The 25,728-nt window shown below is 61.7% G+C and carries 28 protein-coding genes and 1 tRNA gene; 10 read left to right on the top strand and 19 right to left on the bottom strand.

Annotated features, from left to right (window positions below; genetic code table 11):
- Nucleotides 1-7: 7 nt before the first annotated feature.
- The 3 genes from proB to LMTR13_RS37515 form a co-directional block, all read right to left on the bottom strand.
- Nucleotides 8-1,150, bottom strand: a complete 1,143-nt coding sequence (gene proB, locus LMTR13_RS37525) for a glutamate 5-kinase (RefSeq protein WP_065732119.1) — start codon at nucleotides 1,148-1,150, stop codon at nucleotides 8-10.
- A 103-nt stretch (nucleotides 1,151-1,253) separates the two neighbouring features.
- Nucleotides 1,254-2,306 (bottom strand): GTPase ObgE, encoded by a 1,053-nt coding sequence (gene obgE / locus LMTR13_RS37520; RefSeq protein WP_065732118.1) that lies wholly within the window; start codon nucleotides 2,304-2,306, stop codon nucleotides 1,254-1,256.
- Between the two features lie 111 nt (nucleotides 2,307-2,417).
- The gene (locus LMTR13_RS37515; RefSeq protein ID WP_065733308.1) at nucleotides 2,418-2,897 is read right to left on the bottom strand and encodes a MaoC family dehydratase; all 480 of its coding nucleotides are present in this window, start codon (nucleotides 2,895-2,897) and stop codon (nucleotides 2,418-2,420) included.
- Nucleotides 2,898-3,111: 214 nt separating this feature from the next.
- On the opposite strand from LMTR13_RS37515, the gene LMTR13_RS37510 reads away from it, so the two are divergent.
- On the top strand, nucleotides 3,112-4,026 hold the full coding sequence (locus tag LMTR13_RS37510; protein ID WP_065732117.1) for a DMT family transporter: 915 nt from the start codon (nucleotides 3,112-3,114) through the stop codon (nucleotides 4,024-4,026).
- Between the two features lie 175 nt (nucleotides 4,027-4,201).
- Here the strand turns inward: LMTR13_RS37510 and LMTR13_RS37505 are convergent, their stop codons facing one another.
- The 3 genes from LMTR13_RS37505 to rplU form a co-directional block, all read right to left on the bottom strand.
- Nucleotides 4,202-4,804 (bottom strand): GNAT family N-acetyltransferase, encoded by a 603-nt coding sequence (locus LMTR13_RS37505; protein WP_065732116.1) that lies wholly within the window; start codon nucleotides 4,802-4,804, stop codon nucleotides 4,202-4,204.
- A 124-nt stretch (nucleotides 4,805-4,928) separates the two neighbouring features.
- Complete coding sequence (gene rpmA, locus LMTR13_RS37500) at nucleotides 4,929-5,198, bottom strand: 50S ribosomal protein L27 (protein ID WP_028348532.1); 270 nt, start codon at nucleotides 5,196-5,198, stop codon at nucleotides 4,929-4,931.
- A gap of 124 nt (nucleotides 5,199-5,322) precedes the next feature.
- On the bottom strand, nucleotides 5,323-5,703 hold the full coding sequence (rplU, locus tag LMTR13_RS37495) for a 50S ribosomal protein L21 (RefSeq protein ID WP_065732115.1): 381 nt from the start codon (nucleotides 5,701-5,703) through the stop codon (nucleotides 5,323-5,325).
- A 394-nt stretch (nucleotides 5,704-6,097) separates the two neighbouring features.
- Between rplU and LMTR13_RS37490 the strand changes: the two genes are divergently transcribed.
- From LMTR13_RS37490 to LMTR13_RS37480, 3 genes are all read left to right on the top strand, one after another.
- Nucleotides 6,098-7,198, top strand: coding sequence for an ROK family protein (locus LMTR13_RS37490; RefSeq protein ID WP_065732114.1), 1,101 nt, complete (start codon nucleotides 6,098-6,100; stop codon nucleotides 7,196-7,198).
- Nucleotides 7,199-7,504: 306 nt separating this feature from the next.
- A tRNA-Ser gene (locus tag LMTR13_RS37485) sits at nucleotides 7,505-7,594 on the top strand.
- A 196-nt stretch (nucleotides 7,595-7,790) separates the two neighbouring features.
- Nucleotides 7,791-8,132, top strand: a complete 342-nt coding sequence (locus LMTR13_RS37480; protein WP_065732113.1) for a hypothetical protein — start codon at nucleotides 7,791-7,793, stop codon at nucleotides 8,130-8,132.
- A gap of 9 nt (nucleotides 8,133-8,141) precedes the next feature.
- On the opposite strand, the gene LMTR13_RS43250 is transcribed toward LMTR13_RS37480, so the two are convergent.
- The 6 genes from LMTR13_RS43250 to LMTR13_RS37450 form a co-directional block, all read right to left on the bottom strand.
- Nucleotides 8,142-8,372, bottom strand: coding sequence for an HGGxSTG domain-containing protein (locus LMTR13_RS43250; RefSeq protein ID WP_083219387.1), 231 nt, complete (start codon nucleotides 8,370-8,372; stop codon nucleotides 8,142-8,144).
- A complete protein-coding gene (locus LMTR13_RS37475; protein WP_236843248.1) occupies nucleotides 8,296-8,931 on the bottom strand; it encodes a hypothetical protein in 636 nt (211 codons plus the stop codon). Before LMTR13_RS37475 ends, LMTR13_RS43250 begins: the two co-directional genes overlap by 77 nt.
- A gap of 154 nt (nucleotides 8,932-9,085) precedes the next feature.
- Nucleotides 9,086-9,529: a helix-turn-helix domain-containing protein gene (locus tag LMTR13_RS37470; protein ID WP_156795934.1), complete on the bottom strand. Its 444-nt coding sequence runs from the start codon at nucleotides 9,527-9,529 to the stop codon at nucleotides 9,086-9,088.
- Nucleotides 9,530-9,646: 117 nt separating this feature from the next.
- Nucleotides 9,647-9,934 carry a winged helix domain-containing protein gene (locus LMTR13_RS37465; RefSeq protein ID WP_065732111.1) on the bottom strand — a complete coding sequence of 96 codons (288 nt, stop codon included), beginning with the start codon at nucleotides 9,932-9,934 and terminating at the stop codon, nucleotides 9,647-9,649.
- Nucleotides 9,935-10,207: 273 nt separating this feature from the next.
- Nucleotides 10,208-10,423, bottom strand: coding sequence for a helix-turn-helix domain-containing protein (locus LMTR13_RS37460; protein WP_236843247.1), 216 nt, complete (start codon nucleotides 10,421-10,423; stop codon nucleotides 10,208-10,210).
- An 825-nt stretch (nucleotides 10,424-11,248) separates the two neighbouring features.
- Entirely contained in the window at nucleotides 11,249-12,442 is a 1,194-nt protein-coding gene (locus LMTR13_RS37450) for a tyrosine-type recombinase/integrase (protein WP_065732109.1), read from the bottom strand.
- Nucleotides 12,443-12,948: 506 nt separating this feature from the next.
- Here LMTR13_RS37450 and LMTR13_RS37445 point away from each other — a divergent pair.
- Nucleotides 12,949-13,155 carry a DUF6894 family protein gene (locus LMTR13_RS37445; protein ID WP_065732108.1) on the top strand — a complete coding sequence of 69 codons (207 nt, stop codon included), beginning with the start codon at nucleotides 12,949-12,951 and terminating at the stop codon, nucleotides 13,153-13,155.
- A gap of 189 nt (nucleotides 13,156-13,344) precedes the next feature.
- On the opposite strand, the gene LMTR13_RS37440 is transcribed toward LMTR13_RS37445, so the two are convergent.
- From LMTR13_RS37440 to LMTR13_RS37425, 4 genes are read right to left on the bottom strand one after another with little or no spacing between them, the layout of a single operon-like run.
- Nucleotides 13,345-14,064 carry an ABC transporter ATP-binding protein gene (locus LMTR13_RS37440; RefSeq protein WP_065732107.1) on the bottom strand — a complete coding sequence of 240 codons (720 nt, stop codon included), beginning with the start codon at nucleotides 14,062-14,064 and terminating at the stop codon, nucleotides 13,345-13,347.
- Nucleotides 14,061-15,299, bottom strand: a complete 1,239-nt coding sequence (locus tag LMTR13_RS37435) for an ABC transporter permease (RefSeq protein WP_065732106.1) — start codon at nucleotides 15,297-15,299, stop codon at nucleotides 14,061-14,063. The genes LMTR13_RS37440 and LMTR13_RS37435 overlap by 4 nt, the downstream gene beginning before the upstream one ends.
- 5 nt (nucleotides 15,300-15,304) lie before the next feature.
- Nucleotides 15,305-16,510, bottom strand: coding sequence for an efflux RND transporter periplasmic adaptor subunit (locus tag LMTR13_RS37430; protein ID WP_065732105.1), 1,206 nt, complete (start codon nucleotides 16,508-16,510; stop codon nucleotides 15,305-15,307).
- Nucleotides 16,511-16,525: 15 nt separating this feature from the next.
- Nucleotides 16,526-17,197 (bottom strand): tetratricopeptide repeat protein, encoded by a 672-nt coding sequence (locus tag LMTR13_RS37425; protein WP_210184847.1) that lies wholly within the window; start codon nucleotides 17,195-17,197, stop codon nucleotides 16,526-16,528.
- A 436-nt stretch (nucleotides 17,198-17,633) separates the two neighbouring features.
- Here LMTR13_RS37425 and LMTR13_RS37420 point away from each other — a divergent pair, with 436 nt between their 5' ends.
- The 3 genes from LMTR13_RS37420 to LMTR13_RS37410 all read left to right on the top strand — a co-directional run bounded on the left by LMTR13_RS37420 (nucleotide 17,634) and on the right by LMTR13_RS37410 (nucleotide 20,112).
- Complete coding sequence (locus tag LMTR13_RS37420; protein WP_065732103.1) at nucleotides 17,634-18,638, top strand: glycoside hydrolase family 3 N-terminal domain-containing protein; 1,005 nt, start codon at nucleotides 17,634-17,636, stop codon at nucleotides 18,636-18,638.
- Between the two features lie 98 nt (nucleotides 18,639-18,736).
- A complete protein-coding gene (locus tag LMTR13_RS37415) occupies nucleotides 18,737-18,943 on the top strand; it encodes a hypothetical protein (RefSeq protein ID WP_065732102.1) in 207 nt (68 codons plus the stop codon).
- 602 nt (nucleotides 18,944-19,545) lie between these two features.
- Entirely contained in the window at nucleotides 19,546-20,112 is a 567-nt protein-coding gene (locus LMTR13_RS37410; protein ID WP_418219823.1) for a response regulator transcription factor, read from the top strand.
- Between the two features lie 106 nt (nucleotides 20,113-20,218).
- On the opposite strand, the gene LMTR13_RS37405 is transcribed toward LMTR13_RS37410, so the two are convergent.
- The 3 genes from LMTR13_RS37405 to LMTR13_RS37395 all read right to left on the bottom strand — a co-directional run bounded on the left by LMTR13_RS37405 (nucleotide 20,219) and on the right by LMTR13_RS37395 (nucleotide 21,948).
- Nucleotides 20,219-20,464 (bottom strand): hypothetical protein, encoded by a 246-nt coding sequence (locus LMTR13_RS37405; protein WP_065732100.1) that lies wholly within the window; start codon nucleotides 20,462-20,464, stop codon nucleotides 20,219-20,221.
- A 95-nt stretch (nucleotides 20,465-20,559) separates the two neighbouring features.
- Nucleotides 20,560-20,952, bottom strand: coding sequence for a response regulator (locus tag LMTR13_RS37400; RefSeq protein WP_028348548.1), 393 nt, complete (start codon nucleotides 20,950-20,952; stop codon nucleotides 20,560-20,562).
- A 270-nt stretch (nucleotides 20,953-21,222) separates the two neighbouring features.
- On the bottom strand, nucleotides 21,223-21,948 hold the full coding sequence (locus tag LMTR13_RS37395) for a Crp/Fnr family transcriptional regulator (RefSeq protein WP_065732099.1): 726 nt from the start codon (nucleotides 21,946-21,948) through the stop codon (nucleotides 21,223-21,225).
- 563 nt (nucleotides 21,949-22,511) lie between these two features.
- Between LMTR13_RS37395 and LMTR13_RS37390 the strand changes: the two genes are divergently transcribed.
- On the top strand, nucleotides 22,512-22,928 hold the full coding sequence (locus LMTR13_RS37390) for a response regulator (RefSeq protein WP_065733305.1): 417 nt from the start codon (nucleotides 22,512-22,514) through the stop codon (nucleotides 22,926-22,928).
- 321 nt (nucleotides 22,929-23,249) lie between these two features.
- The gene (locus LMTR13_RS37385; protein ID WP_065732098.1) at nucleotides 23,250-25,508 is read left to right on the top strand and encodes a DUF1522 domain-containing protein; all 2,259 of its coding nucleotides are present in this window, start codon (nucleotides 23,250-23,252) and stop codon (nucleotides 25,506-25,508) included.
- The last annotated feature ends 220 nt before the right edge of the window (nucleotides 25,509-25,728 follow it).

Below are 25,728 nucleotides of genomic sequence, written 5' to 3'. Positions count from 1 at the left end.
CATTGGCCTACTTGGCCGGAATGGCCCCGGCCGGCCCCACCACCAGATCGTCGCGATGGATCATTTCGGCCCGGCCGCTGATGCCCAAAATGGCCATCGCATCCGGCGAGGAACGGCCCTTGATCTTTTCGGCATCCTCGGCGTCGTAGGCGACGAGGCCGCGGCCGACCTCGTGGGTGTCGGGACCGCGCACCACGACGGCGTCGCCGCGCGCGAACTGACCGTCGATCCTGATGACACCGGCCGGCAGCAGGCTCTTGCCTGCACGCAGAGCTGCGACCGCGCCGGCATCGATGGTCAGTGTGCCCTTCGGCTCCAGCGAGCCCGCGATCCAGCGCTTTCGCGCGGTGACGGGATTGGCCGGTGTCAGGAACCAGGTGCAGCGGCCGCCATCCGATATCGCCTGCAGCGGATGCTCGATCTTGCCGGAGGCGATCAGCATATGGGTGCCCGACGTCGTCGCGATCTTGGCCGCCTCGATCTTGGTGAACATGCCGCCGCGCGACAATTCGGATTCGGCCGCGCCGGCCATCGCCTCGATTTCCGACGTGACCGACTCGACGATCGGAATCAGTTTTGCGTTGGGATTGGCGCCGGGCGGCGCGTCATAAAGTCCGTCGATGTCAGAGAGCAGGATCAGCAGATCGGCGCTCGTCATGGTGGCGACGCGCGCGGCGAGGCGATCGTTGTCGCCGTAGCGAATTTCGTTGGTGGCAACCGTGTCGTTCTCGTTGATCACCGGCACCGCGCGCCACTCCAGCAGTTTGGCGATGGTCGAGCGCGCGTTCAGATACCGTCTGCGCTCCTCGGTGTCCTGCAGCGTCACCAGGATCTGCCCGGCGCCGATGCCGTGAGCACCGAGCACTTCCGACCAGATTCGCGCCAGTGCGATCTGCCCGACGGCGGCGGCGCCCTGGCTTTCTTCCAGCTTCAGCGGACCGCGCGGCAGCTTCAACCGGCTGCGTCCAAGCGCAATCGAGCCTGACGAGACGACGAGAACATCGCGGCCCTCGCCGTGCAGCTTGGCGATATCGGCGGCCAGCGCCGCCAGCCATGCCGAACGGACTTCGCCCGCATTGGAGTCGATCAGGAGCGACGAGCCGACCTTGACGACGATGCGGCGGAAGTTTTTGAGCGCTGGGCGTTTCATGATGCGGTCGGATGATGCAGATGGTCGGAAGCAATACGCGCCAGTCCCCCGATTTGGAAGTGGCGCTGCCGCGGGAAGGCTAACTTTGAATCAGCCTCGGGTGTCAGCCTTGCGGCGGCGGAACCGGCGCCCATGGGTCCTGACCGCCCTTGGCTTTCAGCGAAACCGGTGCCTCCCCAATCACCTCAACCAGTGCGTTGAGCGCGTCCGGCACGCCTTCGCCGGTCGCGGCGGAAAGCAACAGCGGCGTCTTCTTCGCCGCGCGTTTCAGCCGGTCTTTCTGCTTCTTCAGTTCATCCGGCGCGACCGCGTCGATTTTGTTGAGCGCAACGATCTCGATCTTCTCGGCGAGATGCCCCTCATAAGCCTCGAGTTCGGTTCGCACCGTCTTGTAGGCCTTGCCGGCGTGTTCGCAGGTTGCATCGATCAGGTGCAGCAGCACGCGGCAGCGCTCGACATGGCCGAGGAAGCGGTCGCCGAGGCCGGCGCCTTCATGCGCGCCCTCGATCAGGCCGGGAATGTCGGCGAGAACGAACTCGCGGCCCTGCGCGTTCACGACGCCGAGTTGCGGATGCAGCGTGGTGAAGGGATAATCGGCGATCTTCGGTTTGGCCGCGCTGACGACGGAGAGGAAGGTCGACTTGCCCGCGTTGGGCAGCCCGACGAGGCCGGCGTCCGCAATCAGTTTGAGCCGCAGCCAGATCCAGCGCTCTTCGCCTTCCTGGCCGGGATTGGCGTTGCGCGGCGCGCGGTTGGTCGAGGATTTGAAATGCGCGTTGCCGAAGCCGCCATTGCCGCCTTCGGCGAGCACGAATTTTTCCCCGAGCTCGGTGAAGTCGTGGATCAGCGTCTCGCGGTCTTCGTCGAAGATCTGCGTGCCCACCGGCACCTTGAGAACGATCGGCTTGCCGTTGGCGCCATGGCGGTCCTTGCCCATGCCATTGGTGCCCTTCTGCGCCTTGAAGTGCTGCTGGTAGCGATAGTCGATCAGCGTGTTGAGCCCATCGACCGCCTCGACAATGACGTCGCCGCCGCGGCCGCCATTGCCGCCGGAGGGCCCGCCGAACTCGATGAACTTCTCGCGGCGGAACGCCACGCAGCCGTTACCGCCGTCGCCGGAGCGAATATAGACCTTTGCCTCGTCAAGGAATTTCATGATTTGTACTAGTTAGGGCAGGGGGCCCCGTGCGGCAACCCTCAAGGCCCGCAACATCGGCGAAAAGCCTTAATTTTCGCGCCTTTTCGGCTTCAAGGGTCGCCTGAGCGACTATCCGGGCCGCCGCCGAACCAGAAACTTCTGCGTCCCTTCCAGCACCAGTTCTTTTCGCTGATTGAACACGGTTGAGCGCAGCGTCACGACGCCGGTGCTGCGGCCGGGAGTGAGTTCGGTCACTTCGAGCGCGGGGTAGATGGTGTCGCCGGCATAGACCGGCTTCAGGAACTTGCTCGATTGCTCGAGGAAGCCGATCAGCGATTCCTCGACCAGATAGGGAAACAGGCCTGCACCCGGCGCAGTATGGATCAGGGTCTGGAAGCCATGCGCGAGCAGGTCGGGCATACCGCGGGCGCGGCAATATTCGACATCGTAATGGATCGGATGGGTGTCGCCGCTCGCGGTCTGGAACGCGGCGAATACCGCCGAGGTCTGGGTCCGGCTCGGAATCACGAAACGTTCACCGAGCACGAAATCCTCGAACCAGCGCTGTTCGCTTACCATGCGATGCCGGGCGGGGTCGAACTCGGTCATGTCGGATTTCCTGCCGTTCTTTGGAGCGATACCGGTATCGCAGCGCTTTGGCAGCGGCAATCGATTCGTCTCAATTCGTTATGTCCGGGCAATAGCGCGAAGCGCATCTTCGCGCTAAATGTCCCTTGCATCCACGTCTTTACGACGTGCTGCACAAAAAAGTGGATGGCCGGAACGCGCTGGCCATGACGAAGAGCAACAAGCAGGAAACGTCATGACCCTGTTCGGCAAAATCTCGACCTATGACGAGCGCTCCGCGCGGCTGGCCGGCATCGGACTGATGCTGCTGTCGATCTTCATGTTCTCGTTCGGCGATGCGCTTGGGAAATTCATGGTCGCGACCTATTCGGTCGGGCAGTTGCTGTGGCTGCGCGCCTGCGCGGCGCTGCTCGTGTTGTTGCCGGTGATCTGGAAGCAGCGCGCCGAGTTCAAACGAATCGAACGGCCATGGCTGCAGTCGCTTCGTGTGTTGCTGTCGACGCTCGAAGTCGCTGCGTTTTTTCTCGCCACCGTCTATCTGCCGCTTGCCGACGTCATCACCTATTACCTGGCCTCGCCGATCTTTGTCACCGCGCTGTCGGGCATCGTGCTCGGCGAGCGGGTTGGCTGGCGGCGCTGGACCGCAATCCTGGTCGGATTCTGCGGCGTCCTGATTGCGCTGGGCCCGTCCACGCAAACCGTAAGCTGGCCGGCAATGATCGCGCTCGGCGGCAGCCTGTCGTTTGCATTCCTGATGCTGATCACACGATCGCTGCGGGAGACGCCGGATATCGTGCTGACGACGTCGCAATTCGGCGGCACATTCCTGCTCGGCGCGCTAATGTCGCCGATCGGCTGGGTGACCCCGAGCCTCGGTAGTCTCGGCCTGTTTGCCGCGGCGGGCGTGGTTTCCGTCGTTGCACTGCTGTGCATCAACCGTTCGCTGAAGCTGGCGCCGGCGAGCGTCGTGGTGCCGTATCAATATTCGATGATCGTGTGGGCGGTGATCTTCGGCTTCGTCGTGTTCGGCGACGTGCCGTCGATCTCGACCCTCGTCGGCGCGGCCATCATCATCGGCGCAGGGTTCTATATCTTCCTGCGCGAGCAGAAGCTGGGCCACGAGGAAGCGGTAGTCAATCCGCCGGCGTGATTTTTGCTTACCCTCCCCTGGAGGGGGAGGGTCGGCTCACATGAAGCGCAGCGGAATGTGAGACGGGGCGGGGTGATCTCTCCACTCGGGTACTGATCGCGAGGTGAGACCGTCACCCCACCCCGCCGCTCATTTCATGAGCGTCGACCCTCCCCCTCCAGGGGAGGGTGCAAGCTCACCGCTCCCTTCGCGTCGAACTTCCCCAGTTCTTCAACGACGACCACACGCTGCGCGTGAGGCGGAAGCGGTCGACCGGGGTCGAGGATCCCAGCGCCTCGAAGCGGTGCAGCTCGACGCCGCTCCACTGGAAGCCGCATTTTTCCAGGATGTTCCGCGACGCCGGGTTGGCGACGCGGGCGCCCGAAATCAGGTGCTCGACATCGAACTCCTCGAAGAAGAAATCGATTACCGCGCGCGCGGCTTCAGTGCCGAAACCCTGGCCCCAATGCGCCACGCCGAGCCAATAGCCGAGCTCCGGCCCGTCCGGGTCAGTGCGGTCGATGCCGACCATGCCGATCGGGGAATAATTGTGTTCGATCAGGAACACCGTCTCGCTGTTGTCGGTGGCCTTCGCGCGCACGAACTCGACTGCATGGTCCTGCAGGTAGGGATACGGCAGGCGTCGGGTGTTTTCCGCAATGCGGCGATCGTTGGCGAGCCGCGCAATCGCTTTTACGTCCGCGAGCGTCGGCCGGCGCAACGTCAGCCGTTCGGTCTCGAGGACGCAGCTACTCGTCTGACGCAACGTTGGGGTCTGGACCGGGATGTCCTGCAACATGTCGGGCTCCTGATTGCGAATATGCGCAAATTAAAAAAGGGAGGCCGGTTTCCCGCCTCCCCTGGAGCCCATTTCGACTCCGCCGGTTCAACAGGATCCGGCGGACTCGAATTTTGTCCACCGTCTATTCGGCCGCCTCCGTCATCGGAACTACCGATACGAAGGTGCGGCCATTGGCTTTTGCACGGAATTCGACATGACCTTCGACTTTGGCAAAGAGAGTATGGTCGGTGCCCATGCCGACATTAAGGCCGGGATGCCAGGTGGTGCCGCGTTGACGCGCGATGATGTTGCCGGGAATCACGTGTTCGCCGCCGTACGCCTTGATGCCAAGGCGCTTGCCCGCTGAATCGCGTCCGTTTCGCGATGAACCGCCTGCTTTTTTGTGAGCCATGGCCCGTCTCCGACTTCTCGAATACTTCTAGATCAATTCCTTGACGGAATCATTTCACTTTTTATCGCGCTTCAACTTTTCGTCGAAGCGCATCACTTCTTGTCGCTCGTGCCCTGCGCGGCGTCTACGACGCTTCAGCGGCTGGAGCGGCGACCTTTTCCCTCTTCGGCCGCGGGCCGATCGAGGGCTTGGCGTTGTCGGTCAGAATCTCGGTGATGCGAAGCACCGTGATCTCGTCGCGATAGCCGCGCTTGCGGCGCGAATTCTTGCGGCGACGCTTCTTGAACGCGATCACCTTGGGGCCGCGCTTGTGGTCCAGCACTTCGGCCGCAACGGAAGCGCCTGCCACCGTCGGCGCGCCCAGCACCGGCGTGTCAGCGCCGACCACCAGAACTTCACCAAGCTGCACGATCGTACCGACTTCGCCGGCGATCTTGCCAATCTCGAGCACATCATCCGGAACGACGCGGTACTGCCGGCCGCCGGTTTTGATGACTGCGAACATCGTTTTTTTCCTTCGTGTTCGATCCCGGCCTCGGACATATTCCCGAAAGGGCTGTCCGGGTCGGCTTTTTGGTCAGTCGTTATGGGTACGATTTTCGCGCGGCCGGGGAGCAAACCCCTTAAGATTTCGCGCAAAAACAAGCGGCGCGAGAAATCCCGCGCCGGATGCGGGGACTTATAGCCGGAGAACGCCGGGAGTCAAGGCGAAAGGGGCTGAAAACCGGCCAAAAATGAAGGATTTGGCCGGGAAAGGGCGAATAGCGAGTAGCGAATGGCGAATAGAGCTCCCTATTTGCCGCCCCCATCCGCTATTCGCCACTCGCCATTCGCTGCCTTTTTGAAACCAACGGGTTCCCCGCCCGTTGTCGCAAGTGAGATCCGGCAGGGCGAGGGCAATGGCAGAAGACATCGTTACGAGCACCGGCATTGCCCGCCACGGCGCCACCCGCCTGCCCTCGGTGGAGGTCGACAGTTTCAACGTCGAACTGAAGGACGACGAAGGCTTTCTCGGGGACCGCGCCAGCAAGGGGGCTTTCCGCAAGATCCTGGACGACCTCCGCAAGCCGCTGAAGAAGAACGGCGACGATCCTCTGGGCAAGAAGTCCAGCGGCGAGATCGCCAAGAGCGAACTCGACAAGGCCCTGATCGGCGCCGATGTCGGCGCCGCCGCGCTGGTGCATAGCGCGATCGAGGAATTCGCTCAGGAACTCGCCTATGTGACGCGGCGGTTTCTCAAGACCAAGGCGTGGGACGATACCGAGCGTATCGTGGTCGGCGGCGGCTTTCGGCAAAGCCGGGTCGGCGAGCTCGCGATCGCCCGCACCGACATCATCCTCAAGGCGGAAGACATCGAGGTCGATCTGCTGCCGATCCGCTTTCATCCCGATGACGCCGGCCTGATCGGCACGCTGCATCTGGCGCCATCCTGGATCTTCGAGGGCCACGACAGCATCCTCGCGGTCGATATCGGCGGCACCAATATCCGCTGCGGCATCGTGGAGACGTCCTGGAAGAAGGCGCCCGATCTCTCCAAGGCTGACGTCTGGAGATCCGATCTGTGGCGGCATGCCGACGATGAGCCGACGCGCGAAGGTGCGGTAAAACGGCTGGTGAAGATGCTGAAGGACCTGATCGCTGCGGCGGAAACCGAAGGCCTGAAGCTTGCGCCGTTCATCGGCATCGCCTGTCCGGGCGTCATCGACGAGGATGGCTCGATCGAGAAGGGCGCGCAGAACCTTCCGGGCAACTGGGAGAGCAGCAAGTTCAACCTGCCCGCAAGCCTGGTGGAGGCAATCCCGCAAATCGGTGCGCACGACACCGCCGTGTTGATGCACAATGATGGCGTGGTGCAGGGCCTTTCGGAGGTTCCCTTCATGCAGGATGTCGAGCGCTGGGGTGTGCTGACCATCGGCACCGGGCTTGGCAATGCGCGCTTCACCAACAGGCGGAAGGACAACGGCAAGGACGAGAAGAAGGCCAAAAAGAGCCGGGATTGATCGCTTTCGCGGGAGGTAAGGTTGACTGGTTAGGTTAAAAATGGGTTCGCGTTGCCGTTTCCGCAGCCGTTGCTACCGTCATTTCGTCGCTCCGGCTGACCGGCGAAGCCGCACTTCCCGGCCAGGATTTCAAAGCAGCGGCACGGGACCGCCAGTTTTTTGTCGCGTCTGGCGGTCCCACATTTTTTCCCAAAGCCGCCCGGCCCGCTTTTGGCGAATTTCTCCGCGGCGCGCCTTGTCTGCCCCGGCTTCCTCGCCTAGAACACGGCCCGACCGCAGGGCCGAATCCGGCCCGCCTTGGCGCCTGGAGAGGTGGCAGAGTGGTTGAATGCACCGCACTCGAAATGCGGCATAGGTGCAAGCCTATCGGGGGTTCGAATCCCTCCCTCTCCGCCAAACAATCCAGGTAAACCATTGAAAGTATTGGAATAATCGTTCGGATTTCCACTCCGGTCCCCAAATTAGTCCCCGAATTGGTCAATGCCGCTACGGGCGGGAGTCGCTTGTGCTCTAGGTAAAGTTATTCGACACTTCGCGGCTGTGGGGTAGCTGGCTGCACCGGTTGCGCACCAGCACAAGGGGGGATTGGACGATGATCCGGGCGGTACCGCTATTGGCCTTACTACTCGGCGGCTGTGATGTGACCGCCTCACAAGAACGGGCTACGGCAGATCGGGTCGATGACGCGGGGTGCGCAAGCTACGGACTGAAGTACGGATCGCCGGAATACGCGCAGTGTCGAATGTCGAAGGATCAGCAACGACAAGCTAATTACCGCGCTGCAATCGACCAGAGTTTCCGCAACAACCAGGCGGTCGCCGACCAACAGCTACAGCAGCTCCGCCATAACCAACAGCAGCTCCGATCCAGCAGCCCGACGAATTGCACAACCATGGCGCTCGGCGGCGGCATGTATTCAACAAATTGCCAATAGGCCCGCCCGCTAAGGAATGTTGGCTGCGCTCGCCTTCATCATTGAAAGCATCGTTGCGAACTGTCGTCTGTTAGCTATCGCGTCTGCTGTGAAGCGACCGTGCTTATAGGCGTTCCTATTTCCCTTGGGCGCTCCGGGCGACGGGCCTCCGTGCATTCTGCATCTACCGTTTGCCATTGCCGGAGACCGGCACGGCTTCCCGCTCCGCGTTTTGGCTCCGCAACGTTTCGTCCGGTGCATATCCAAGTGCATGGGGTTGATTCTCCGATTTCGTTAGCACCCCGCCCCCCTCGACGTTGCCGACAATCGCTTGCCCGCCGCTGTGGACGTGAACGTGTTCGACCGTGACTTTCTGTTGGCCCTTGCCGCGATGCCGGTTCAAGGCTTCCAGCAGTGTCGCATGTGTGCGAGACAGCTTGTTGGCCTGCCCTAGATTTTCCTTGCGGCCTTCAAGCGTCTGCTCGGCAATCATCGCCCGCCGATAGCACTCCATCGCCGCATTGTGCGAGGCGAGAAGCTGTGCCGCCAGCATTCCCTCGAATTCGTCATTCGGAGAAATTCCGGCAAGCAGGCTTAGCGACGCAACCTGCCGTTCGTGAATGCGCTCCGCATCGGGATTGTGCCCGTGCCAGATGGAGCCGGTGGCTTGGCGCGCAATGGTGTTGTTCCAGGCATCGAATTTCGAGCCGCCGATATATTTCAGCTTGGGATTCGTGCTGTCCAACCGATGGACCTTCGGCACCGGCTCCTTTCGGTCCTTCGGCTCAGCACCCGATTTCTTTGATGGCGTCCGTTTCATCCAATTCCCTCGGTGTTGCTCTCCGCGTTGACCCAACTTGTTCGCTCCTGCCTATGGTAAACTATATGTGTGCCCTGAATTGATACCGCGACCGCCGACTCAGAAGCCCTCACGGTACCAATCTAGGGCACCGTGAGGTCGGTTTTGCTGATTTTCACGCGGCGCGATGGATCTGATTTGGTACCGCGACGGGATAATTTGATACCGGCTTTTGTTTTTCGCGGCCCCAGCTCATGAACTTTTTGCTCGGCAATTCTCCGGTGACGTCGCAGCCCCACCACGTTAGACGCCACTCGGTGGCATGCAGCGCCTTTCGGCTGAACGCTCCCTTCGTCATGCAGTCAATGAAGCCGCGCTCCTGCAACTCGACAAAGGCGCGTTGAGCGGTGCCGCGCGCGATGTTGCACCGTTCCGATGCTCGCCGAATCGAGAGCCCCAGCCTGCCGTTGTTCATTCCGTCGTGGCCCCTGGCGATTTCGATCAGGACGGCGCGTGCGGGGCAGGTCAGGGACAGATATGCGGGCGAGTCCAGCATCCATCGGTACAGCCGCACATGGGGAGCATCAAGGCGCTTGTTCCTTCTACGACGCTTCGGCATGATTACCCCCCACAATGCCCAGAACCCCGTTCGTGATTGTTCGCAACGTTGGAAGGGCTGTGAGTGCGGGCGGGGCCGAAGCCCCGCCAGCGACGATTTGTGGGCCAGCAAACACCATCATGATTTATCGCCCTTGGTTTCGAGGATGATTATCAAGCTCCGCAGAATGTAGCGTGCATGCTGGCCGGCGAACGGTCCGCCGTGGCGTTCCCGGATTGTCTCGACGATGATGCCGGCCTTGCGAAGCTTGTGGACATACCCACTCCAACGCGGCCCTGGATGGTCGATCGGAGTGCATCCATTGTCGTTCGCGGCCTTTAGCTCCAGGAGTGCCCATGCGTCGCGGCCGCGCAGGGTTACGACTGGCCCAGTTTCACCGATTTGAACTTTCACAATGAGCATCATGGGCGACGCTCTCCATTGGAAAAGCCCGCGTTCGCGATAATAGTTTCGGCGGTGGCGAGAGAAACTCTGCATCGACTGGCGACCCACTGGACGCGATAGTCAGGAATCAAAACTGCCGAGTCGGCGGCCCAATCAAACAGGTCTGGAAAGTGGAGTTGCCTCCTAGAATGTGGTACAGGCTTCATTGTCAGATTTCCTTTGCAAGAGGGTATTTGGCGGTAGCCTCGGCGCGGTCTCGAACACCGCTCCGAGGTTCTTTCTTTTGAGCCGCAATCACGCCACACCGGGGAGTGATGCAAGGAATTCGCGCAGGTCGTCTCGCAGGACGAGGGTGCGCTTCCCGAATTTGCGGGCTTTGAGATTGCCGTCGTTGATAGCTTGATAGATTTTGGTCCGGCCAATCCCGGCCACCGCGCAGGCTTCGGCGATCGAAAGGGCTTCGCGCTGAATTGATGGAAGGTCACTAGGCATCTGTTCTCCATTGGTCATGCGGTGAATCGCGGACACAGGATGGAGGAGCGCGGTTACGCGAGGGAAGAGATGTTCAATTGTCGCGTAACGCAGCTATGCCAGAAATTTACGCAAGAAATGGACGCGACTATATTCGCGTAACCGCATATCGCTCGATGGCTAGCTGGACGAGCTTTGGCCACTTCGGGATCGGCCGCAGCAAGCCGGGCCCTTCACCGAAATAAAGCATTCTAAAAGTGAAATCGTGTTTTGCTCGCCTCTTTGCCTCGGTGTACTGGCGGTGAAGTGTCCTGGCCCACGCGCTTTCGGTGGTTGCCTTGGAGCGGCGATATCGCTCCCCAAACCGACTTGAGTTCTTTGCTATGTATTTGCAGGCGGCGTGTTCGGTCATTCGCGACGAAGCTACCAGAGATTGGACGTCCCCAAATAACTCACAGTGTTTCTCGTTAGTCCAAATCTTTTTGGCGCCCCGGCCGCGAGGCTTGCTCGAGACAATCTGAAAGGCTGGAATGTTCCAGTGCTCACAAAGGTCCCACAACAGTGAACGCCATCCTTGTTCGGAAGTTGGCAGGCTGAGGTGACCGAAAAACTGCGCCAGAACGTCCATCCGCCTCGAAATTTCATCAGCAAACGTTTCGCGAAATGCATCCTCGTTATGCCCTCGGCTTCTGGCAAGGTCTTGGAGAACTACAGGCTTCCGCAGTTCATCCGGCCAAGCACGGGACCGCTTTTTCATCGCGCACCTCGCGAAGCACCGATTCGGCGCGCGGAAACCGGTGGTGCAACCGGCTTGTCGGATGGCCGTCCTATCCGCGCTTCCCGATATTACAGTGAGTCGCTCAATTAGGCGCGTGCGCGGCGTCCAATCTGAATGATGTTCCCCGCCTTTTTAGGCTCGCAATAGCTGGCCCATGCTTCCATCAGCTTGCGGCGCTTCTCCAGCGCGTCACTGCGGCGATACGCTTGCTCGGCCTTATCGCCGATGACGTGCGCCAGTGCAGTCTCTGTGATTTCGCGTGGGAAGTTAGAGACATTGCCAGCCCAATCCCGGAAGCTGGAACGAAACCCGTGAACGGTGGCATCCTCAATCTTCATTCGCCGCAACACCATTTCCATGGCCATATTCGAAAGCGGCCTATTCCGCGCCTGCCCAGCAAAAACGAAATTTCCTGCCTTGAGCTTTTCGAGTTGGCGCAGGATTGCGATAGCTCGCGTGGATAAGGGAATACGATGCTCCCGGCCTGCCTTCATACGTTCGGCTGGCACCGTCCATATTTTCTTGTCGAAGTCGATTTCCGACCACTGCATTCCCAAGACCTCGCCCGAACGCGCGGCGGTGAGAATGCAAAGCTCCAATGCCAGCGCTGCCGTTGCCTCCCGCTGCCGCAGATCGGCGATGAAGGTGGCGACCTCCTCATAGGGCAGCGCCGGATGGTGGCCGCGCGCCAGCTTAGACGGCTTCGGTAACAGATGGTCTAGATGACCCCGCCACCGGGCAGGGTTCTCGCCGTCGCGGAAGCCCTTGGCCTTGGCGGCGTCCAGAACCTTCTCAATCCGCCCGCGCACACGTGAGGCGGTTTCGGCCTTCGTGGTCCAGATCGGCTTCAGGACCGCCAGCACGTCGTCGGTCGTGATGGTGTCCACCGGTTTGGTGCGCAGCGGGGCCGCGTAGGTCTCCAGCGTCGATTTCCATTGCGCTTTGTGCTTCTCGTTGCGGAAGCCGGCGGAAAGCGCCTCCCGCACGTCGTCGGCCGTCTCGCCGAACGTGGGGATGCCACCGTCCCGCTTGCGTTCCTCAATGGGGTTGAGTCCTTGGGCAATCTTCCGCCGAGCACTGGCGGCCTTCTCGCGGGCATCGGCGAGGGGAACGCTGGCCGCGCTGCCCAACCCCATCTCTTTCGCACGGCCGCGCCAGGTGAAGCGCAAGACCCATTTGCGGGCACCAGTTCCCGAGACAATCAAGTAGAGGTTGCCGCCATCGCTGTATTTGCCAGGCTTGGCAGTTTCGACTTTGCGCGCGGTAAGTCTGTTGGCCATGTCCGCCCCCAATCTGGTCCCCAACTCAGTCCCCAAAAATAGCGCGGCTTGGGGCGAACGGAAATAGATGCTAGCGGACTAAAGCGACAAAAAAGCCTGTAGCAGAGGGAAAACTTTAATCGACGACGGACGATGACGATCAATGAAAGACCATAGTTCGTCGGACTCCCTCTCCGCCATATTAGTCGTTGTCCAGCCCGAGGACATGGGTAACAGATCGTCCCTAAGACATGGGCGACGCCGTCGGCGCAAGTGCTGGCTTTCGCTGAGCGTTATTCGCCGACGGCAGTGCCGCAAGCACGAAGCCGACGCTATCCTGGCGAAGGCGCGCGCAGTGCAGGTTCGGGAGCCCTGTTTCGCGGCGTGAGCCGTTGGATAGTGCCCAGCCATTGGCAGGAACTGCATGGCGTCTCGCGGCGTGCGAGGCGCTTAAATTGCATCTTTTGATCAGAATCAAAATCGGAACCGGCAGGCCTTGTATGAAGGCCGGACCCTAGGGAGGTCCCATGCGCTTCTTTTTTAACGTTCAGGACAGGCTCAGGATCGAAGATGAAGTGGGCCGCGAGTTTTCACTCGCCTCGGAAGCCGTTGCGTTCGCAAAGCACCTTGCCGCGGACATACGCTGCCTCGAAACCGCCGTCAGGCCCACGCTCGCGATCGAAGTGGTCGCCGAGACCGCCGAACGCATTCATCGCGAGCCGGTTTTTGCCTGAGCAGATCGGGCAGGGGCCATCCGGGGAATCTCCCGTGCCGGAAGCCTCTAATCGGTTCCCGCAACGCCGGTGGCCAAGGTCGCCTCAGCGGCGGCAACTCAAGCGGCCTGAGTGCTGCGAACCGGCCCGATTCCTACTTTGCATGGGGTTGTTTTCGATATTTTGTGTCTGGACCAGTAGTCGCGGCTGCTAACCCGCCGCCTCGCAAACCAGCTCGCCTTCACTCCGCCCCGTAATCTCCGCGACCTTGCCATCGACGATGTGGATGCGCCGATCGGCGCGGGCGGCCAGCGCTGGATCGTGGGTCACCACGACCACGGTCTGGCCCTGGTCTGCAATGTCGCGGAGGATCGAAAACACCTGTTCGGTCGATGCCGTATCGAGGGCGCCTGTCGGCTCGTCGGCCACGATGATCTCGGGGCGGTTGGCAAGCGCGCGGGCGATGGCGACGCGCTGGCGCTGGCCGCCGGAGAGCTGGTTGGGACGCTTGTTGGCGTGCTCGCCAAGCCCGAGCGAACCAAGCAGCGCAAGGCCGCGCTCGTGCATCTCGCCTTCGGTCATTTTGCCCGCGGCGCGCATCGGCAGCAGCACATTGTCTAGCGAGGTGAACTCCGGCAGCAGGAAATGAAACTGGAACACGAAGCCGCATTTGGTCAGGCGGACATCGGCCCGCTCCGTCTCCGACAATTTCGAAGTCGGCTGGCCGCAGATCATGATCTCGCCTTCGCTGGGCGCATCGAGCAGGCCCAGGAGATAGAGCAGCGACGATTTGCCCGATCCCGACGGCCCGGTGATGGCGACGAATTCGCCCTTGTTCACCGCAAGATCGATGCCGTTGACGAGCGTGTGCGAAATAACGCCTTCGATGCGGCGAACCAGCTCCACCGCTTGCAAAGCAACCTCGGTCATGATGCTCCCCGTATGATGTCGACTGGATGGACGCGCGTTGCCTTGCGCGCCGGGAAATAGGCAGCGCCCGCGCAGCAGAGCAGCGATATGCCGCCGGCGATCACGTAGTGCATCGCAGAGTAATAGATCTGCAGCGGGACGGTCGTGCCGGTCAGCGGGTTGAAGATCGTGATCTTCGACCAGCCGTAGCAGAGCAGGTAACCGAGGACCCACCCAAACAGGATGCCGACCACGCCGATGATGATGGATTCGATGATGAAGATCCGCCGCACCGCATATTCGCGCATGCCCAGCGACTTCATGATCGCGATGTCCTGACGCTTCTCGTGCGTGATCGTCGAGATGATGTTGTAGGTGGCGAATGACGACGTCAGCAGCATCGCGCCCATCACCGTGAGCACGATGAAATCGCGCACCGTAAAGGTCGACAGCAGGTCGGCATTGGCTTCCTGCCAGGACACCGACTTGTAGCCGGTCTGCGCTTCGACTTGCGCTGCGACCTTCTGCGCCGACATCGGATCGTTCAACCGCAGCCGTAACTGGTTGACGACCCCGTTTTGTCCCATCACGACCTGCGCCGTCCCGGCCAGCGAATAGATCTGGCTCTCGTCGACGCGCTTCAAGCCGGATCGAAACAGCCCGGCTACTGTCGAATTCAGTTGGATGCCCTGGCCGCCGACCAGGAGGACGGTGTTGCCGGCCTTCACGCCGAGTTTTTCGGCGAGCGCCTCGCCGACGATGATGCCGTTCGGCGCGCGCGAGAGGTCGTCGAGCTTTCCCTCGCGCATTTGCGAGGCGAGTTTCGAGACATGGATCTCCCGGCGGGGGTCGATGCCGGTCAAGGTGATGCCGATGCGCGCGCCGCCGTGATCGATGATCGCGGTGGTTCTCACCGAGGGAGCCACGTCGCCGGGTATCCAGGAGCGCAGCGAGCCCATCACCGATTCCGGATATTTGATGCCGGGACGTTTGCCGACATTGGCGATGTCGGCCATCTGCACCGCCGCATATTCCCGCTCGGCGGGTTGCGTCGGCACGGAGCGCCGCTCATCGTCGACCGTGATATGCGGCATGGTGTCGACGAGCTGCCGCAGGAAATCGATCTGCGAGCCCTGCATCAGGCCGGCCATCATGATGGTGAAGCCGACGCCCATGGCGACGCCGGCCATGCCCACCAGGGTCTGGCGCACCCGGGCGCTGACATGGGTCCATGCGATGTTGAACAGGAGCTTCACGGCACTTACCGGCTGTTGCTGATGAGGTTGCGGCGGGCGTCATTGACGACGGAATCGATGTGGGCGGTCATGGCTGCCGAAATCACTGCATCATCGGGATCGGAGGGAGCTGTGGTGGCCGAGGCTACCGCGATAGATTCGGGTGTCGCGGCTGGCTCATCGGTCGGTTCACTCGTGGCCGCCGGCTCCACAGCTTTGGCTGAGCTGCCGTCGATGCGAATTCTGGCGCCGTCGGCGAGATCCGTTCGGGCCGGCGTAAGCACAGGCGTGCCCTTCGATATATCGCCGAGGATCTCGATGTTGCGGTTGCCGCGGATGCCGACCGTCACCGGCACGCGTTTGATCCGGCCGTCATCGACCATCTGAACCGAATCGCCTGCGACGGCCTCCGCCGGCACGACGATAGCCGCCGGCTTCTCGCGGACGATGATATTGACCTCGGCCGACATGCCAATTCGCAGCGGCGTATCCTGTGGCAGCCGCAGATAGACGCGGAAGGTCTTACGGGCTGGATCGCCCTTCGGCGTGATCTGGGAGACCGTGGCCCGCAGGGCTCTTCCGGGGAAAGCCTCGCTTCGCAGAAAAGCCTTCTGGCCGGCTGCGATGCGGTTGATCTCCTCCTCATTGATCTCGGCAACGACCTGCATCGGCGCAGGCGGTCCGACCCAGAACAAGACGTCGGTGGGGCCGGCGATCTCGCCGACCTCGCCGTCGCGCCGCAGCACCATGCCATCGAGCGGGGCTCTCAGCAGCAATGAGTCGAGCCGTACCTTCTGCGCGGCGATCCGCGATTTAGTTTCCTCGAGCTTGGTCCAGCGCTGCTCGTAGTCGGTGCGCGCGGCGTCGTTCTTGTCGCGATCCTTCTCGGCGCGCGCCAGATCGCGTTCGAGCTGGCCGCGATTGATCTCCATCTGATCCAGCGCGCTGCGCTCCTCGGCGTCGTCCTGGCGGCCGAGGACCTGGCCGGCCTTCACCACCTGTCCCTCGCATCTGCAAAGCTCGACCAGCCGGCGGCGCTGTAGCGGTACCACCTTGGCCCAGCGCTCGGGCTCCACGGTGCCGGTTCCGTAAACCGCTTCGGAAACCGGCGCGAGGCTCGCAATGCCGGTGGTCACCAACGGTGCACGAAGCAGGTGGGGATAGGCGTGATAGCCAGCCCCTGCGGCGGCGACCGCCAGAATGCCGGTTGCGATCAGATGCTGCAATTTCATGGCGCGTCCCCTGACTTAGAAGCCAAACCGCTTGCGCAGGCCCGGTGGAACCTGGTCGAGCAGGTCACGAACATCTTCCTTCCTTGCACTCTTCACTGGAGCTGCCGACGTGGCCTTGGGAGATGCCGGCAATACCGTGATGTTGGATGGCGCTGGCTGCGCGACCGCAGATGGCGGCGGGGCTACGGGCGCCGGCTGCACGGCCGCGGGTGCAGGTGGGGGTGCCGCCGGCGCGGGTTGGTCCGGGCTGTCCAATGCTCTTTCGATTTTCGAAGCCTTGTCGGAAGCCTTGACGGAATCACTGGCCGCGCCAGCAACCCGAACGGCGCGCCAGGCTCTTGCGGCCACCACGGCACGGCCGATCTCGTCGCTCGTCATCTTCTTCATGAGCAGCGACATCAGTTGCCGCGCACCGTTGCGGTCCTCGTCGAGCTTGCTCGCGGAAGCGACGATGTGGGCCCAGGAATAGGCCTTCACATTGTCCTTCGCTACGCCGCGCCCGCTCGCGTAGAGGCCGGCAACGATCAGCATGGCGTGGGCATGCCCCTGATCGGCAGCGCGCAAGAACCAGCGAAATGCCTCCTGGTCGCTGCGCGGACGACCGACGCCGGCTGAATAGAGCGCCGCGAGATAGAACTGGGCCTCATCATCGCCGGCTTGCGCCGCCTGCTCGTAGCGAGTGGCCATGTCCCGATCGGACGCGGCGTCGGCAAGTGCGGCGTGGGGGTCCGTCAGCACAGCGAGGCAGCAAGCTACAACGATGATGGCTTGCTTCATGGACCCCGAAATCGCGTCACGAACGTCCGGCCGCCATGAGCGGGCTGAGATTGGATTGATCGATGGGAAATTCGGAATGCGCCACATTGCTTGTACACGCCTTCAGCTTGTGTCTTCGCCCCGGAAGCGCCAGAGGCGTCTAAACCGCGCCTGGCACCGCACCTCTCGCGAACAAAAGCCTAGCCCATTCGCACGCTGACAAATGTGCGACCCATCACATATCCAGTTCACCCGCGGCTGGAACGCAAGGGCGTGGCGGCTAAGTTGAATGCATTTGGTGCAACTGCAGTCAGGATGGTCGACTTCAGGACGCAGCATTGGCAAGATTGCTCATGGAGCTGCCACCATGCGCGTCGGCGAACTCTTCATCCTCGGCTTCTTCGGTAAAATCCTTCCCGATTGGCTGAAGGAATTTGCGGCCCGCTACGGTCTCGGCGGAGTGATCCTGTTCGACTATTCCTGCCGGACGCGAGAATACGACAACAACATCGAATCGCCTGAACGGGTGCAGCGCCTCTGCGCGGAGATTTCCGCGCTGCCGTCGGGGCCGATGGCGTTCATCGACCAGGAAGGTGGGTTGGTACGGCGGCTGAAGGAAAACCGCGGGTTTGCGCCGCTTCCCAGTGCGAGGGAATTCAATCTGCTGGCACCGGATCAAAAGCGCGCGATCCTCACCTCGAGCTTTGCCGAGATGCGGCGGCTCGGCATTCACTATGATTTCGCGCCTGTCATCGACGTCGACTACAATCCGGACAACCCCAATATCGGGAAGATCAAGCGCTCCTACTCCGTCGACATCGCCGAGGTGGAAGCCAACGCCTTGCTGGCAAGCGAGGTGGCGCGGGCGCAGCGTATCGGCCTGTGCCTGAAGCATTTCCCCGGCATCGGCGGCGCGCTCGTGGATTCGCATCAGGAATTCATGGATATCTCCAATGCCCTCCGCAGTGAACAGGAAGAGCTGTTCTATGCGCTCGCGCCAAAAATGTTCGGCGATGCGGTGCTGGTCAGCCACGCCATCGTCAGGCAATGGGATGAACATTGCCCGATGACGCTGTCCGCAGCGGGGCTTGGCCGTTTGCGCAAGCGTCTTCCGGACACGCTGCTGATCACCGACGACATGCAGATGCAGGGATTGCAAAAGGCGTTGGGTACGCGGGAAGCCGGCCTGCAATCGCTCAAAGCCGGCATGGACATGCTCTGCATCGGCAACAATTTGCTCGATCAGGAGCAGGAAATGGCGGGGATTGCCGAATACATCGCAAAATCCCTGCGCGAGGGAACCTTGTCGGGTTCGGCGATCGAGAAATCGATCGCACGCGTAGGCAAGCGAAAGGCGCTTCTGACGGCCTGACGCAGTGGACCCAAAAATCCGAAGTACATCAGGCGGACAATGTGTTGCCTTGCGAGGCCGTTGAGACTACAAGCGCTTTTTCAGCGGAAAGACCGACGATGGCCCATAATTTCGCGATCAACGACGACGTCCATCACCAGCAGCAGGGGCCGCAGGGCCGCGCCACGGGGAAGGAGCGGAGCGTCTACACCATCGTTTCGTGCCTGCCGATCGAAGCCGATGGCCGCCCGCGCTATCGCATCAAAAGCAAATCCGAAAATGTCGAGCGCGTCGTGACCGAGGAGCAGATCTCCAGACTCGGCTGACCCCAAGCTTACTGCGCCTTCTCGTGAGCTGCGGTGCCGATCGCCTCGTAGGTCGGATAGAACTCGGTGCGATAGCTGCCCCAGGCCGTGTTCTCGAGGATGCGGTTGACCTTGCGCAATCGCGACGCCGCAGCGTGACCACCTGTCGAAAGGCTCCTCAAGCTGCGTCGTCCCTGATCCATCGCCGCGACGATGGCCGGCCGAGCGATCTCTCAGCCGAGCGTATGCGTCAGGGCGATGCCGCGAGCACGCTGGCGCGCAGAACGGGTGTCCAGGGCGATAAGATAAAAAGAGATTCCGGCTCGGGCGACGACGGGAAACACATCGAGGGTTGGTTGAGGTCTATTAACAAAGCAAATGATGTTACCGTTAAGGTACGGGGCTGACGGGCTATGGCACGTATGTTCGGATCACCCATCTCGGCCGAAAACATCTGATTCGAGCGGGCTCTGAGCCGGATTTGGTCCGGCAGCGAATGCGCCGGCGGATTTCTCCGTATTCTTACTGGTTAAGAAATTAACCATGAAAGAGGGTGGAACCGATAAAATAGTTATATGTCGGGACAAGACCATCGCGCCGCTGATTCGCACTTCACGAAGTGGATGGAAAACATCACGCCTCTCGAAGAGAATCCTGAGATCGTCCAGTTGTCCGCTGCGCGCTCGCGTGCCGCGGAGGAGGCGGGAGCGGCGATCGCCCGGCAATTGAACGGACCGCTGACAGCGCTGCTGCTCTACATGAATGAGATCAAGCATCACAGCCACCAGTTTTCGCAAGGATCCGGCAACCGACTCTACCTGCAACAGGTGGTGGAGAACGCGCTTCAACAAACCGAACGCGTCTGCGCCCTGGTGAAGCAGATGTCGGACAATCATCCGGCACCCGACGCCGTTTGCAAGCGGACAAGCGAGTGCCCGGCCGGCCGCTCCGCGAATGGCGCCCGCAGGCCGGGCCTGACGTTTACCCCGGAGTCCGGCCGAAAGCCGTTGACCAGGCGCGAGCGCGAGGTGCTGAGCCTGATCAGCGAAGGTTGTTCCAACAAGCAGGGCGCCTTGCGGATGAATATCAGCCCAAGGACATTCGAGAGCCATCGCGCCGAGGCCATGCGCAAGCTGGGCGCCCGCAACACCGCGGACCTGGTTCGCAAGGCACTGCTGCAGCCCGCCTGATCCAATCCCGAAGCGATGCCTGCGATGCGAGGCTGAGCGGCGCGGTGTCGCGCTATCGACCTGCCGGAATCGGGGGGGCTTGCGATCCCGTGCGATCGGCTGCCGTTCAGCAGAAATCTTCCATCAAGGAGCGGCCGCGCGCCGCAGGCCGCGACGAGAGCGTCGGCTTGGGCGCTTCCGAGATGATCGTGATGGTCCACGCCGCCGGAATGCTCGACTTGTTTTGCACGATCGATCGAACGTGGCCGGTGACCGCCGATCCGGCCGAACGTACGGTTGCGGTCCTGCCGTTGAACTGGGCGATACGGAGACGCCGCACTTCCTTCTGATCGCTCGTTTCAAACGTGAACATGAGGGCACTCCCTTGGTCCACGAACTATCCCCACTCAACGTTATCCAGAGGTGAAAATTTCAAGCCGTAGAAGTACGGCTAATCGCGGGATGATGTCAGCCGGCTGCGTCGGGAAACACCGCTTCCATCTTGGTCTTCAGCGTTGCGGCGTTGAACGGCTTGACGATGTAATTGTTGACGCCGGCCTTCTTCGCGGCGATCACGTTTTCGGTCTTGGATTCAGCGGTGATCATGATGAAGGGCGTCTTGGAGAACTCCGGGCTGGCGCGAACTTCCCTGAGCAGGTCGTAGCCGGTCATCGGCTCCATGTTCCAGTCGGAGATTACGAGGCCGTATCGCTTGGTCTGCATTTTGGCGAGCGCAGCCGATCCATCGCTGGCCTCGTCGACATTCTCGAATCCGAGCTGCTTGAGAAGGTTGCGGATGATGCGGATCATGGTGCTGTAGTCATCGACCACCAGGATCGGCATCGACAGGTCAAAAGCCATGTTCGTACTCCGCGCAAACAATATGCCGCCGAACACGGGTGAATGCGCGTTGCACGCGAAAGAGTCTCGAACCCGCACCCGTCAGCACCGCGACAACTATCAGGGCTCGTTGAACAGCGCGTTAATTCCCTCCGGGACTGAAACGCCGCAGAAGCCGCAATTGGCCGTAGTAATACGGTGAGGCGGGGTGCCGTCGCAATCTTCGCGCGCAACGGCGACGCGATGTGTATCGCAGATCGGGCTGCGGCCGTGGCTGACTGCAGGAAGCGACTACGCAGCCGCGCTGTGGATGCGCGGATGCAGCAGCCTCGTGTACTGCGCCTTGACCGTCCCGTAGCATTCGCAGGAAGTCTTGATCAGTCCTTCCACGTTAGTGATCTCGATATGCCCCCGGCTGTAGTGGATGAAGTTCGCTTGCTGCAGTGTATGGGCCACCAGCGAAACGCTGTTGCGGCGTGCGCCGATCATCTGGGCCATCGCTTCCTGGGTCAGGACGAGCTTGTCGCTGCCGGAGAGGTCGCGTGTATGCAACAGGCATCGCGCCAGCCGGGATTCCACCGTATGGGAGGCGTTGCAGCCGGCGGTCTGCTGGATTTGCGCATAGACGGCCAGGCCGTGCCGCGCCAGGGCGGTACGCAATGTTGTGCTCTGGTCGGCGGCAACACGAAGCTGGTCGAGATCGATCGTCGAGGCCGCGCCCGGCACCAGCACCACGGCGGTGTTCAACGCCACGGGGTCGCCGAGGGCAGCGAATGCACCGAAGATGCTGTCGCGGCCGATCATCGCGATCTGGACGTGCTCGCCGCGCGCGAGCTTCACGACCAGCGAGATGACGCCCTTGTGCGGAAGATACGCACGCTTGAGCGTTTCGTCGACTTCGACCAGCACCATTTCCTGGCTGAGATCGGCGGCGCGCAGATGCGGGCGGATCAATTCGAAATCGTCCGCGGTCAGCGAGGACAAAAATCCATTCGGAGAACGAGGGGCTGAATCCAAAGCAGTCTCCTGCCTTACGGCCAAGCCGGTCTCTGGCGTCTGCTGCGTACAGTCCGAACTGCAGGATGATCCTTGCACATTATATTGGCAAGAAAAACTGGCAAACGAAGAACTGGCAAACTTGGATCGATGGCACCCGCGCGTCGGCTCGGCCAGGTGTGCTTTGACCCGCTCCGACGCTTCGCGATGTAAACACGGCGATGCGAACTCGCCGCCGGCAAATACCCGCGAACTTCTTTCGAAGCAGCGACCGCGCGACCTGCCGTGTGGCAGGCTAGCTACAAATTCCCAATCCGGATCAGCCCAAGGCTGTGGAACCGACCTTATACACTGTAGAGGGCAGACAGAGCAGCCTGTTTACGGCGGAGAATGCGGTAGCGCACTGATTCGCAAAACAAAACCGCCGCACGATGAGCCGGGAAGTTCCTTTTGTGGAGCTTCATGATCGGGTGGACGGAGCGCGTCCTACGCTGCGAGGGAGGTGGGTCATGCGTTGCCCCCACTGCGATTGCGACTGAGGAATGATTGGACTGAAAGTTCGCTATCCGCTTCCGGGGGCTGACATGACACGCGTTCTCATCGTCGATGACGATCCGATGATCTGCACGGCCATCGAGATCTATCTCGAACGTCACGGCTTTGAGGTGACGGTAGCCGATGGCGGCGAAGCCGGGCTTCGCGCGCTGGAAGACTCCGGCTTCGACCTGATGCTCGTCGATATCTTCATGCCGCACATGCGCGGTTTCGAATCGATCAGGATATTCCACGAGCGCGCGCCGACGGTCCCCCTGATTGCGATGTCGGGATACGCCTTTGCCAATCTCGACTCGCCGGCGCCGGACTTCCTGCGCATGGCGCTCGAGCTCGGTGCCACGCGCTGCCTGCGCAAGCCGTTTACGCCGGGCGCGCTCCTGGCGGTCGTCGACGAATGCCTTGCCGAAGCCCGCTCCCGCATCCCGGGCGTCATCCAGTCGAGCTAGCGGCTGGCCATCGCGCATTACGAGTGATCTTGGCAATCTCTTCGCTGTGAATGTTGGGCGCTGGCGTCCCCTTGCGGCCGAAGCACATAGTCAGCCAGCCAAGCGTCACTTCTCGCCGCAGCTATCGCCGAATGTTTGCGAGCCGCGGTCACGGCCACTTAACCGTACTTTTACGGTTTGCTGCTTAGGTCAGCTTTAACCATCGGCAGTCCAGTGTCCAATTGCTGCAAATCAGAGCCGTCAAGTTGAGGCATTGTTAAATCTCGCTCTGTATTGCTGGCATGGCCAAAGAAATGGCTTCGAAACCAGAAGGAAATAGACATGTCAGGCATTGTCCTCTCGGCGTCGGTTCGTCAGAACCTCCTCTCCCTCCAGTCGACCGCTGATCTGCTCGCCACCACGCAGAACCGCCTTGCCACCGGCAAGAAGGTCAACACGGCCCTCGACAACCCCACCAACTTCTTCACTGCGCAGTCGCTCGATGCGCGCGCCGGTGACATCAACAATCTGCTCGACGGCATCGGCAACGGCGTGCAGGTGCTGCAGGCCGCCAACACCGGCATCACCTCGCTGCAGAAGCTGGTCGATACCGCCAAGTCGATCGCCAACCAGGCGCTGCAGAGTGCGGTCGGCTACTCCACCAAGTCGAACGTCTCCGCGACGATCACCGGCGCCACTGCAAACGACCTGCGCGGCACCACGACCTACACCAGCGCGACCGCGTCCTCCAACGTGCTGTTCTCCGGCGCGGCCGGCGGCACCACCGCGGCGACTGCGGCCACCACGCTCGGCGGCACCTCCGCTACGCTGGTTGGCACTGCCGCAGCCGACGGTGCGGGCACCGCGGCCAGCCTTGCTTTCGGCCTGACCCTGGCGGGTACGCCCAGCGCCACGACGATTGCGGCCAACGGTGCGCCTTCCGATGGCGAGACCCTGACCGTCAACGGCAAGACCATCACTTTCAAGTCGGGCTCGGTCCCGGCGGCGGCGGACGTTCCTGCCGGATCCGGCGTCGACGGCAATATCGTTACCGACGGCAACGGCAACTCCACCATCTACATCGGCACCACGGCTACCCCGACGGCGACGGTGCAGGATCTGGCGGACGCCATCGATCTCGCCAGCGGCGTCCAGAAGGCCGTCATCTCCGGCGGCACGGCGACGCTCTCCAACTCCTCCGGCACCAACGCTGCCATTGCGGCTGGCGTTCTTACCCTGCACACCGGCACCGGCGCTGACCTCAGCATCACCGGCAGGGCCGACCTCCTGAACGCGCTCGGCCTGACCTCCTCGGTCGGCGCCGGCGACGCGACGGTCACCAGGCAGCGCACGATCACCTCTGCATCGCTTGGCACGCTGATTCAGGATGGCTCCACCCTGAACGTCAACGGCAAGACGATCACGTTCAAGAACGCTGCTGCTCCGGCTGCTGCCAACGTCCCGGCGGGTTCCGGCGTCAACGGCAACCTCGTTACTGACGGCAACGGCAACTCGACAGTCTACCTGCAGGGCGGCACGATTGCCGACACGCTGAAGGCAATCGATCTCGCGACCGGCGTCCAGACGGCATCGAACGCAGGCGGAAGCGCGACGCTAACTGTCGCTTCCGGCCAGGTCGCCTCGTCGATCGTTGCGGGTGCGCTGCAGATCTCAACCGGCACGACCTCCGATCTGTCGATCATCGGCACCGGCAATGCGCTGTCCGCGCTCGGCCTCACCGGCAACACCGGCACGGGGACCTCCTTCACCGCGGGCCGCTCCGCGGCGGCTGGCAGCCTCTCCGGCAAGAGCTTGACCTTCACCTCCTTCAACGGCGGCACGGCGGTCAACGTCACCTTCGGCGACGGCTCCAACGGCACGGTCAAGACTCTTGACCAGCTTAACGCCCAGTTGCTGGCCAATAACCTGAGCGCGACGGTCGACTCGACCGGCAAGCTGACGATCTCCGCCACCAACGACTACGCTTCGTCGACCCTCGGCTCGGCGACGGCGGGTGGTGCGATCGGCGGCACGCTGACCACCGCGATCACCTTCACGACCGCGACGGCGCCAGTGGTCGACGCTACGGCGCAGAGCGTCCGCAGCGGCCTGGTAAGCCAGTTCAACGGCATCCTGTCGCAGATCACCACCACCGCGCAGGACGCATCGTTCAACGGCGTCAACCTGCTCGGCGGCGATCAGCTCAAGCTGACGTTCAACGAGACCGGCAAGTCGACACTGAGCATCACCGGCGTTAACTTCAACGCGGCGGGTCTCGGCCTGGCGAACCTGGTCCAGGGGACCGACTTCATCGACAACGCCGCGACCAACAGGGTCGTGTCCAGCCTGAGCTCGGCTTCGACCCTGCTGCGCTCCCAGGCTTCGGCCCTCGGTTCGAACCTGTCGATCGTGCAGATCCGTCAGGACTTCTCCAAGAACCTGATCAACGTGCTGCAGACCGGCTCGTCCAACCTGACGCTGGCCGACACCAACGAGGAAGCGGCGAACAGCCAGGCGCTGTCGACCCGCCAGTCGATCGCGGTGTCCGCGCTGGCGCTGGCCAACCAGAGCCAGCAGAGCGTGCTGCAGTTGCTCCGTTAATAAGCACCAAATACAAGATCAAAACGGCGGAGATCTCCCCGCCGTTTTTTGTTGTGAACTCGATTCTCAACGCGCTGTTTCCAACATCCCATCCGGGATGCGCAGTCCGCTCGCCGTCGAAGCTTTCGAAGGTCGCGTGTCGGCCGCGATCTTCGGATCGCCGCTGCGACCGCTTCATCACGACATTGTTCACCATATCCGTATTAGCACGGACGGTGAA

The sequence above is a fragment of the Bradyrhizobium icense genome (assembly GCF_001693385.1).
In the GTDB taxonomy this organism is placed as follows: domain Bacteria; phylum Pseudomonadota; class Alphaproteobacteria; order Rhizobiales; family Xanthobacteraceae; genus Bradyrhizobium; species Bradyrhizobium icense.
Note: the sequence above shows the minus strand (reverse complement) of the source record. Positions and strands in the feature narration are given on the sequence as shown.

Bases quoted from the DNA above. Each gene is read 5' to 3' on its own strand.
- LMTR13_RS37470 (WP_156795934.1), bottom strand. From the start codon at position 9,529: ATGCCGAAGCGTCGTAGAAGGAACAAGCGCCTTGATGCTCCCCATGTG.
- LMTR13_RS43250 (WP_083219387.1), bottom strand. From the start codon at position 8,372: ATGCACCGGACGAAACGTTGCGGAGCCAAAACGCGGAGCGGGAAGCCG.
- LMTR13_RS37415 (WP_065732102.1), top strand. From the start codon at position 18,737: ATGGCCCATAATTTCGCGATCAACGACGACGTCCATCACCAGCAGCAG.
- LMTR13_RS37450 (WP_065732109.1), bottom strand. From the start codon at position 12,442: ATGGCCAACAGACTTACCGCGCGCAAAGTCGAAACTGCCAAGCCTGGC.
- LMTR13_RS37460 (WP_236843247.1), bottom strand. From the start codon at position 10,423: ATGACCAATGGAGAACAGATGCCTAGTGACCTTCCATCAATTCAGCGC.
- LMTR13_RS37480 (WP_065732113.1), top strand. From the start codon at position 7,791: ATGATCCGGGCGGTACCGCTATTGGCCTTACTACTCGGCGGCTGTGAT.
- LMTR13_RS37445 (WP_065732108.1), top strand. From the start codon at position 12,949: ATGCGCTTCTTTTTTAACGTTCAGGACAGGCTCAGGATCGAAGATGAA.
- LMTR13_RS37390 (WP_065733305.1), top strand. From the start codon at position 22,512: ATGACACGCGTTCTCATCGTCGATGACGATCCGATGATCTGCACGGCC.
- LMTR13_RS37425 (WP_210184847.1), bottom strand. From the start codon at position 17,197: ATGGCCACTCGCTACGAGCAGGCGGCGCAAGCCGGCGATGATGAGGCC.
- LMTR13_RS37515 (WP_065733308.1), bottom strand. From the start codon at position 2,897: ATGACCGAGTTCGACCCCGCCCGGCATCGCATGGTAAGCGAACAGCGC.
- LMTR13_RS37440 (WP_065732107.1), bottom strand. From the start codon at position 14,064: ATGACCGAGGTTGCTTTGCAAGCGGTGGAGCTGGTTCGCCGCATCGAA.
- obgE (WP_065732118.1), bottom strand. From the start codon at position 2,306: ATGAAATTCCTTGACGAGGCAAAGGTCTATATTCGCTCCGGCGACGGC.
- LMTR13_RS37475 (WP_236843248.1), bottom strand. From the start codon at position 8,931: ATGAAACGGACGCCATCAAAGAAATCGGGTGCTGAGCCGAAGGACCGA.
- LMTR13_RS37510 (WP_065732117.1), top strand. From the start codon at position 3,112: ATGACCCTGTTCGGCAAAATCTCGACCTATGACGAGCGCTCCGCGCGG.
- LMTR13_RS37410 (WP_418219823.1), top strand. From the start codon at position 19,546: ATGGAAAACATCACGCCTCTCGAAGAGAATCCTGAGATCGTCCAGTTG.
- rpmA (WP_028348532.1), bottom strand. From the start codon at position 5,198: ATGGCTCACAAAAAAGCAGGCGGTTCATCGCGAAACGGACGCGATTCA.
- LMTR13_RS37385 (WP_065732098.1), top strand. From the start codon at position 23,250: ATGTCAGGCATTGTCCTCTCGGCGTCGGTTCGTCAGAACCTCCTCTCC.
- LMTR13_RS37465 (WP_065732111.1), bottom strand. From the start codon at position 9,934: ATGATGCTCATTGTGAAAGTTCAAATCGGTGAAACTGGGCCAGTCGTA.
- proB (WP_065732119.1), bottom strand. From the start codon at position 1,150: ATGAAACGCCCAGCGCTCAAAAACTTCCGCCGCATCGTCGTCAAGGTC.
- LMTR13_RS37430 (WP_065732105.1), bottom strand. From the start codon at position 16,510: ATGAAATTGCAGCATCTGATCGCAACCGGCATTCTGGCGGTCGCCGCC.
- LMTR13_RS37420 (WP_065732103.1), top strand. From the start codon at position 17,634: ATGCGCGTCGGCGAACTCTTCATCCTCGGCTTCTTCGGTAAAATCCTT.
- LMTR13_RS37405 (WP_065732100.1), bottom strand. From the start codon at position 20,464: ATGTTCACGTTTGAAACGAGCGATCAGAAGGAAGTGCGGCGTCTCCGT.
- LMTR13_RS37400 (WP_028348548.1), bottom strand. From the start codon at position 20,952: ATGGCTTTTGACCTGTCGATGCCGATCCTGGTGGTCGATGACTACAGC.
- LMTR13_RS37505 (WP_065732116.1), bottom strand. From the start codon at position 4,804: ATGTTGCAGGACATCCCGGTCCAGACCCCAACGTTGCGTCAGACGAGT.
- rplU (WP_065732115.1), bottom strand. From the start codon at position 5,703: ATGTTCGCAGTCATCAAAACCGGCGGCCGGCAGTACCGCGTCGTTCCG.
- LMTR13_RS37490 (WP_065732114.1), top strand. From the start codon at position 6,098: ATGGCAGAAGACATCGTTACGAGCACCGGCATTGCCCGCCACGGCGCC.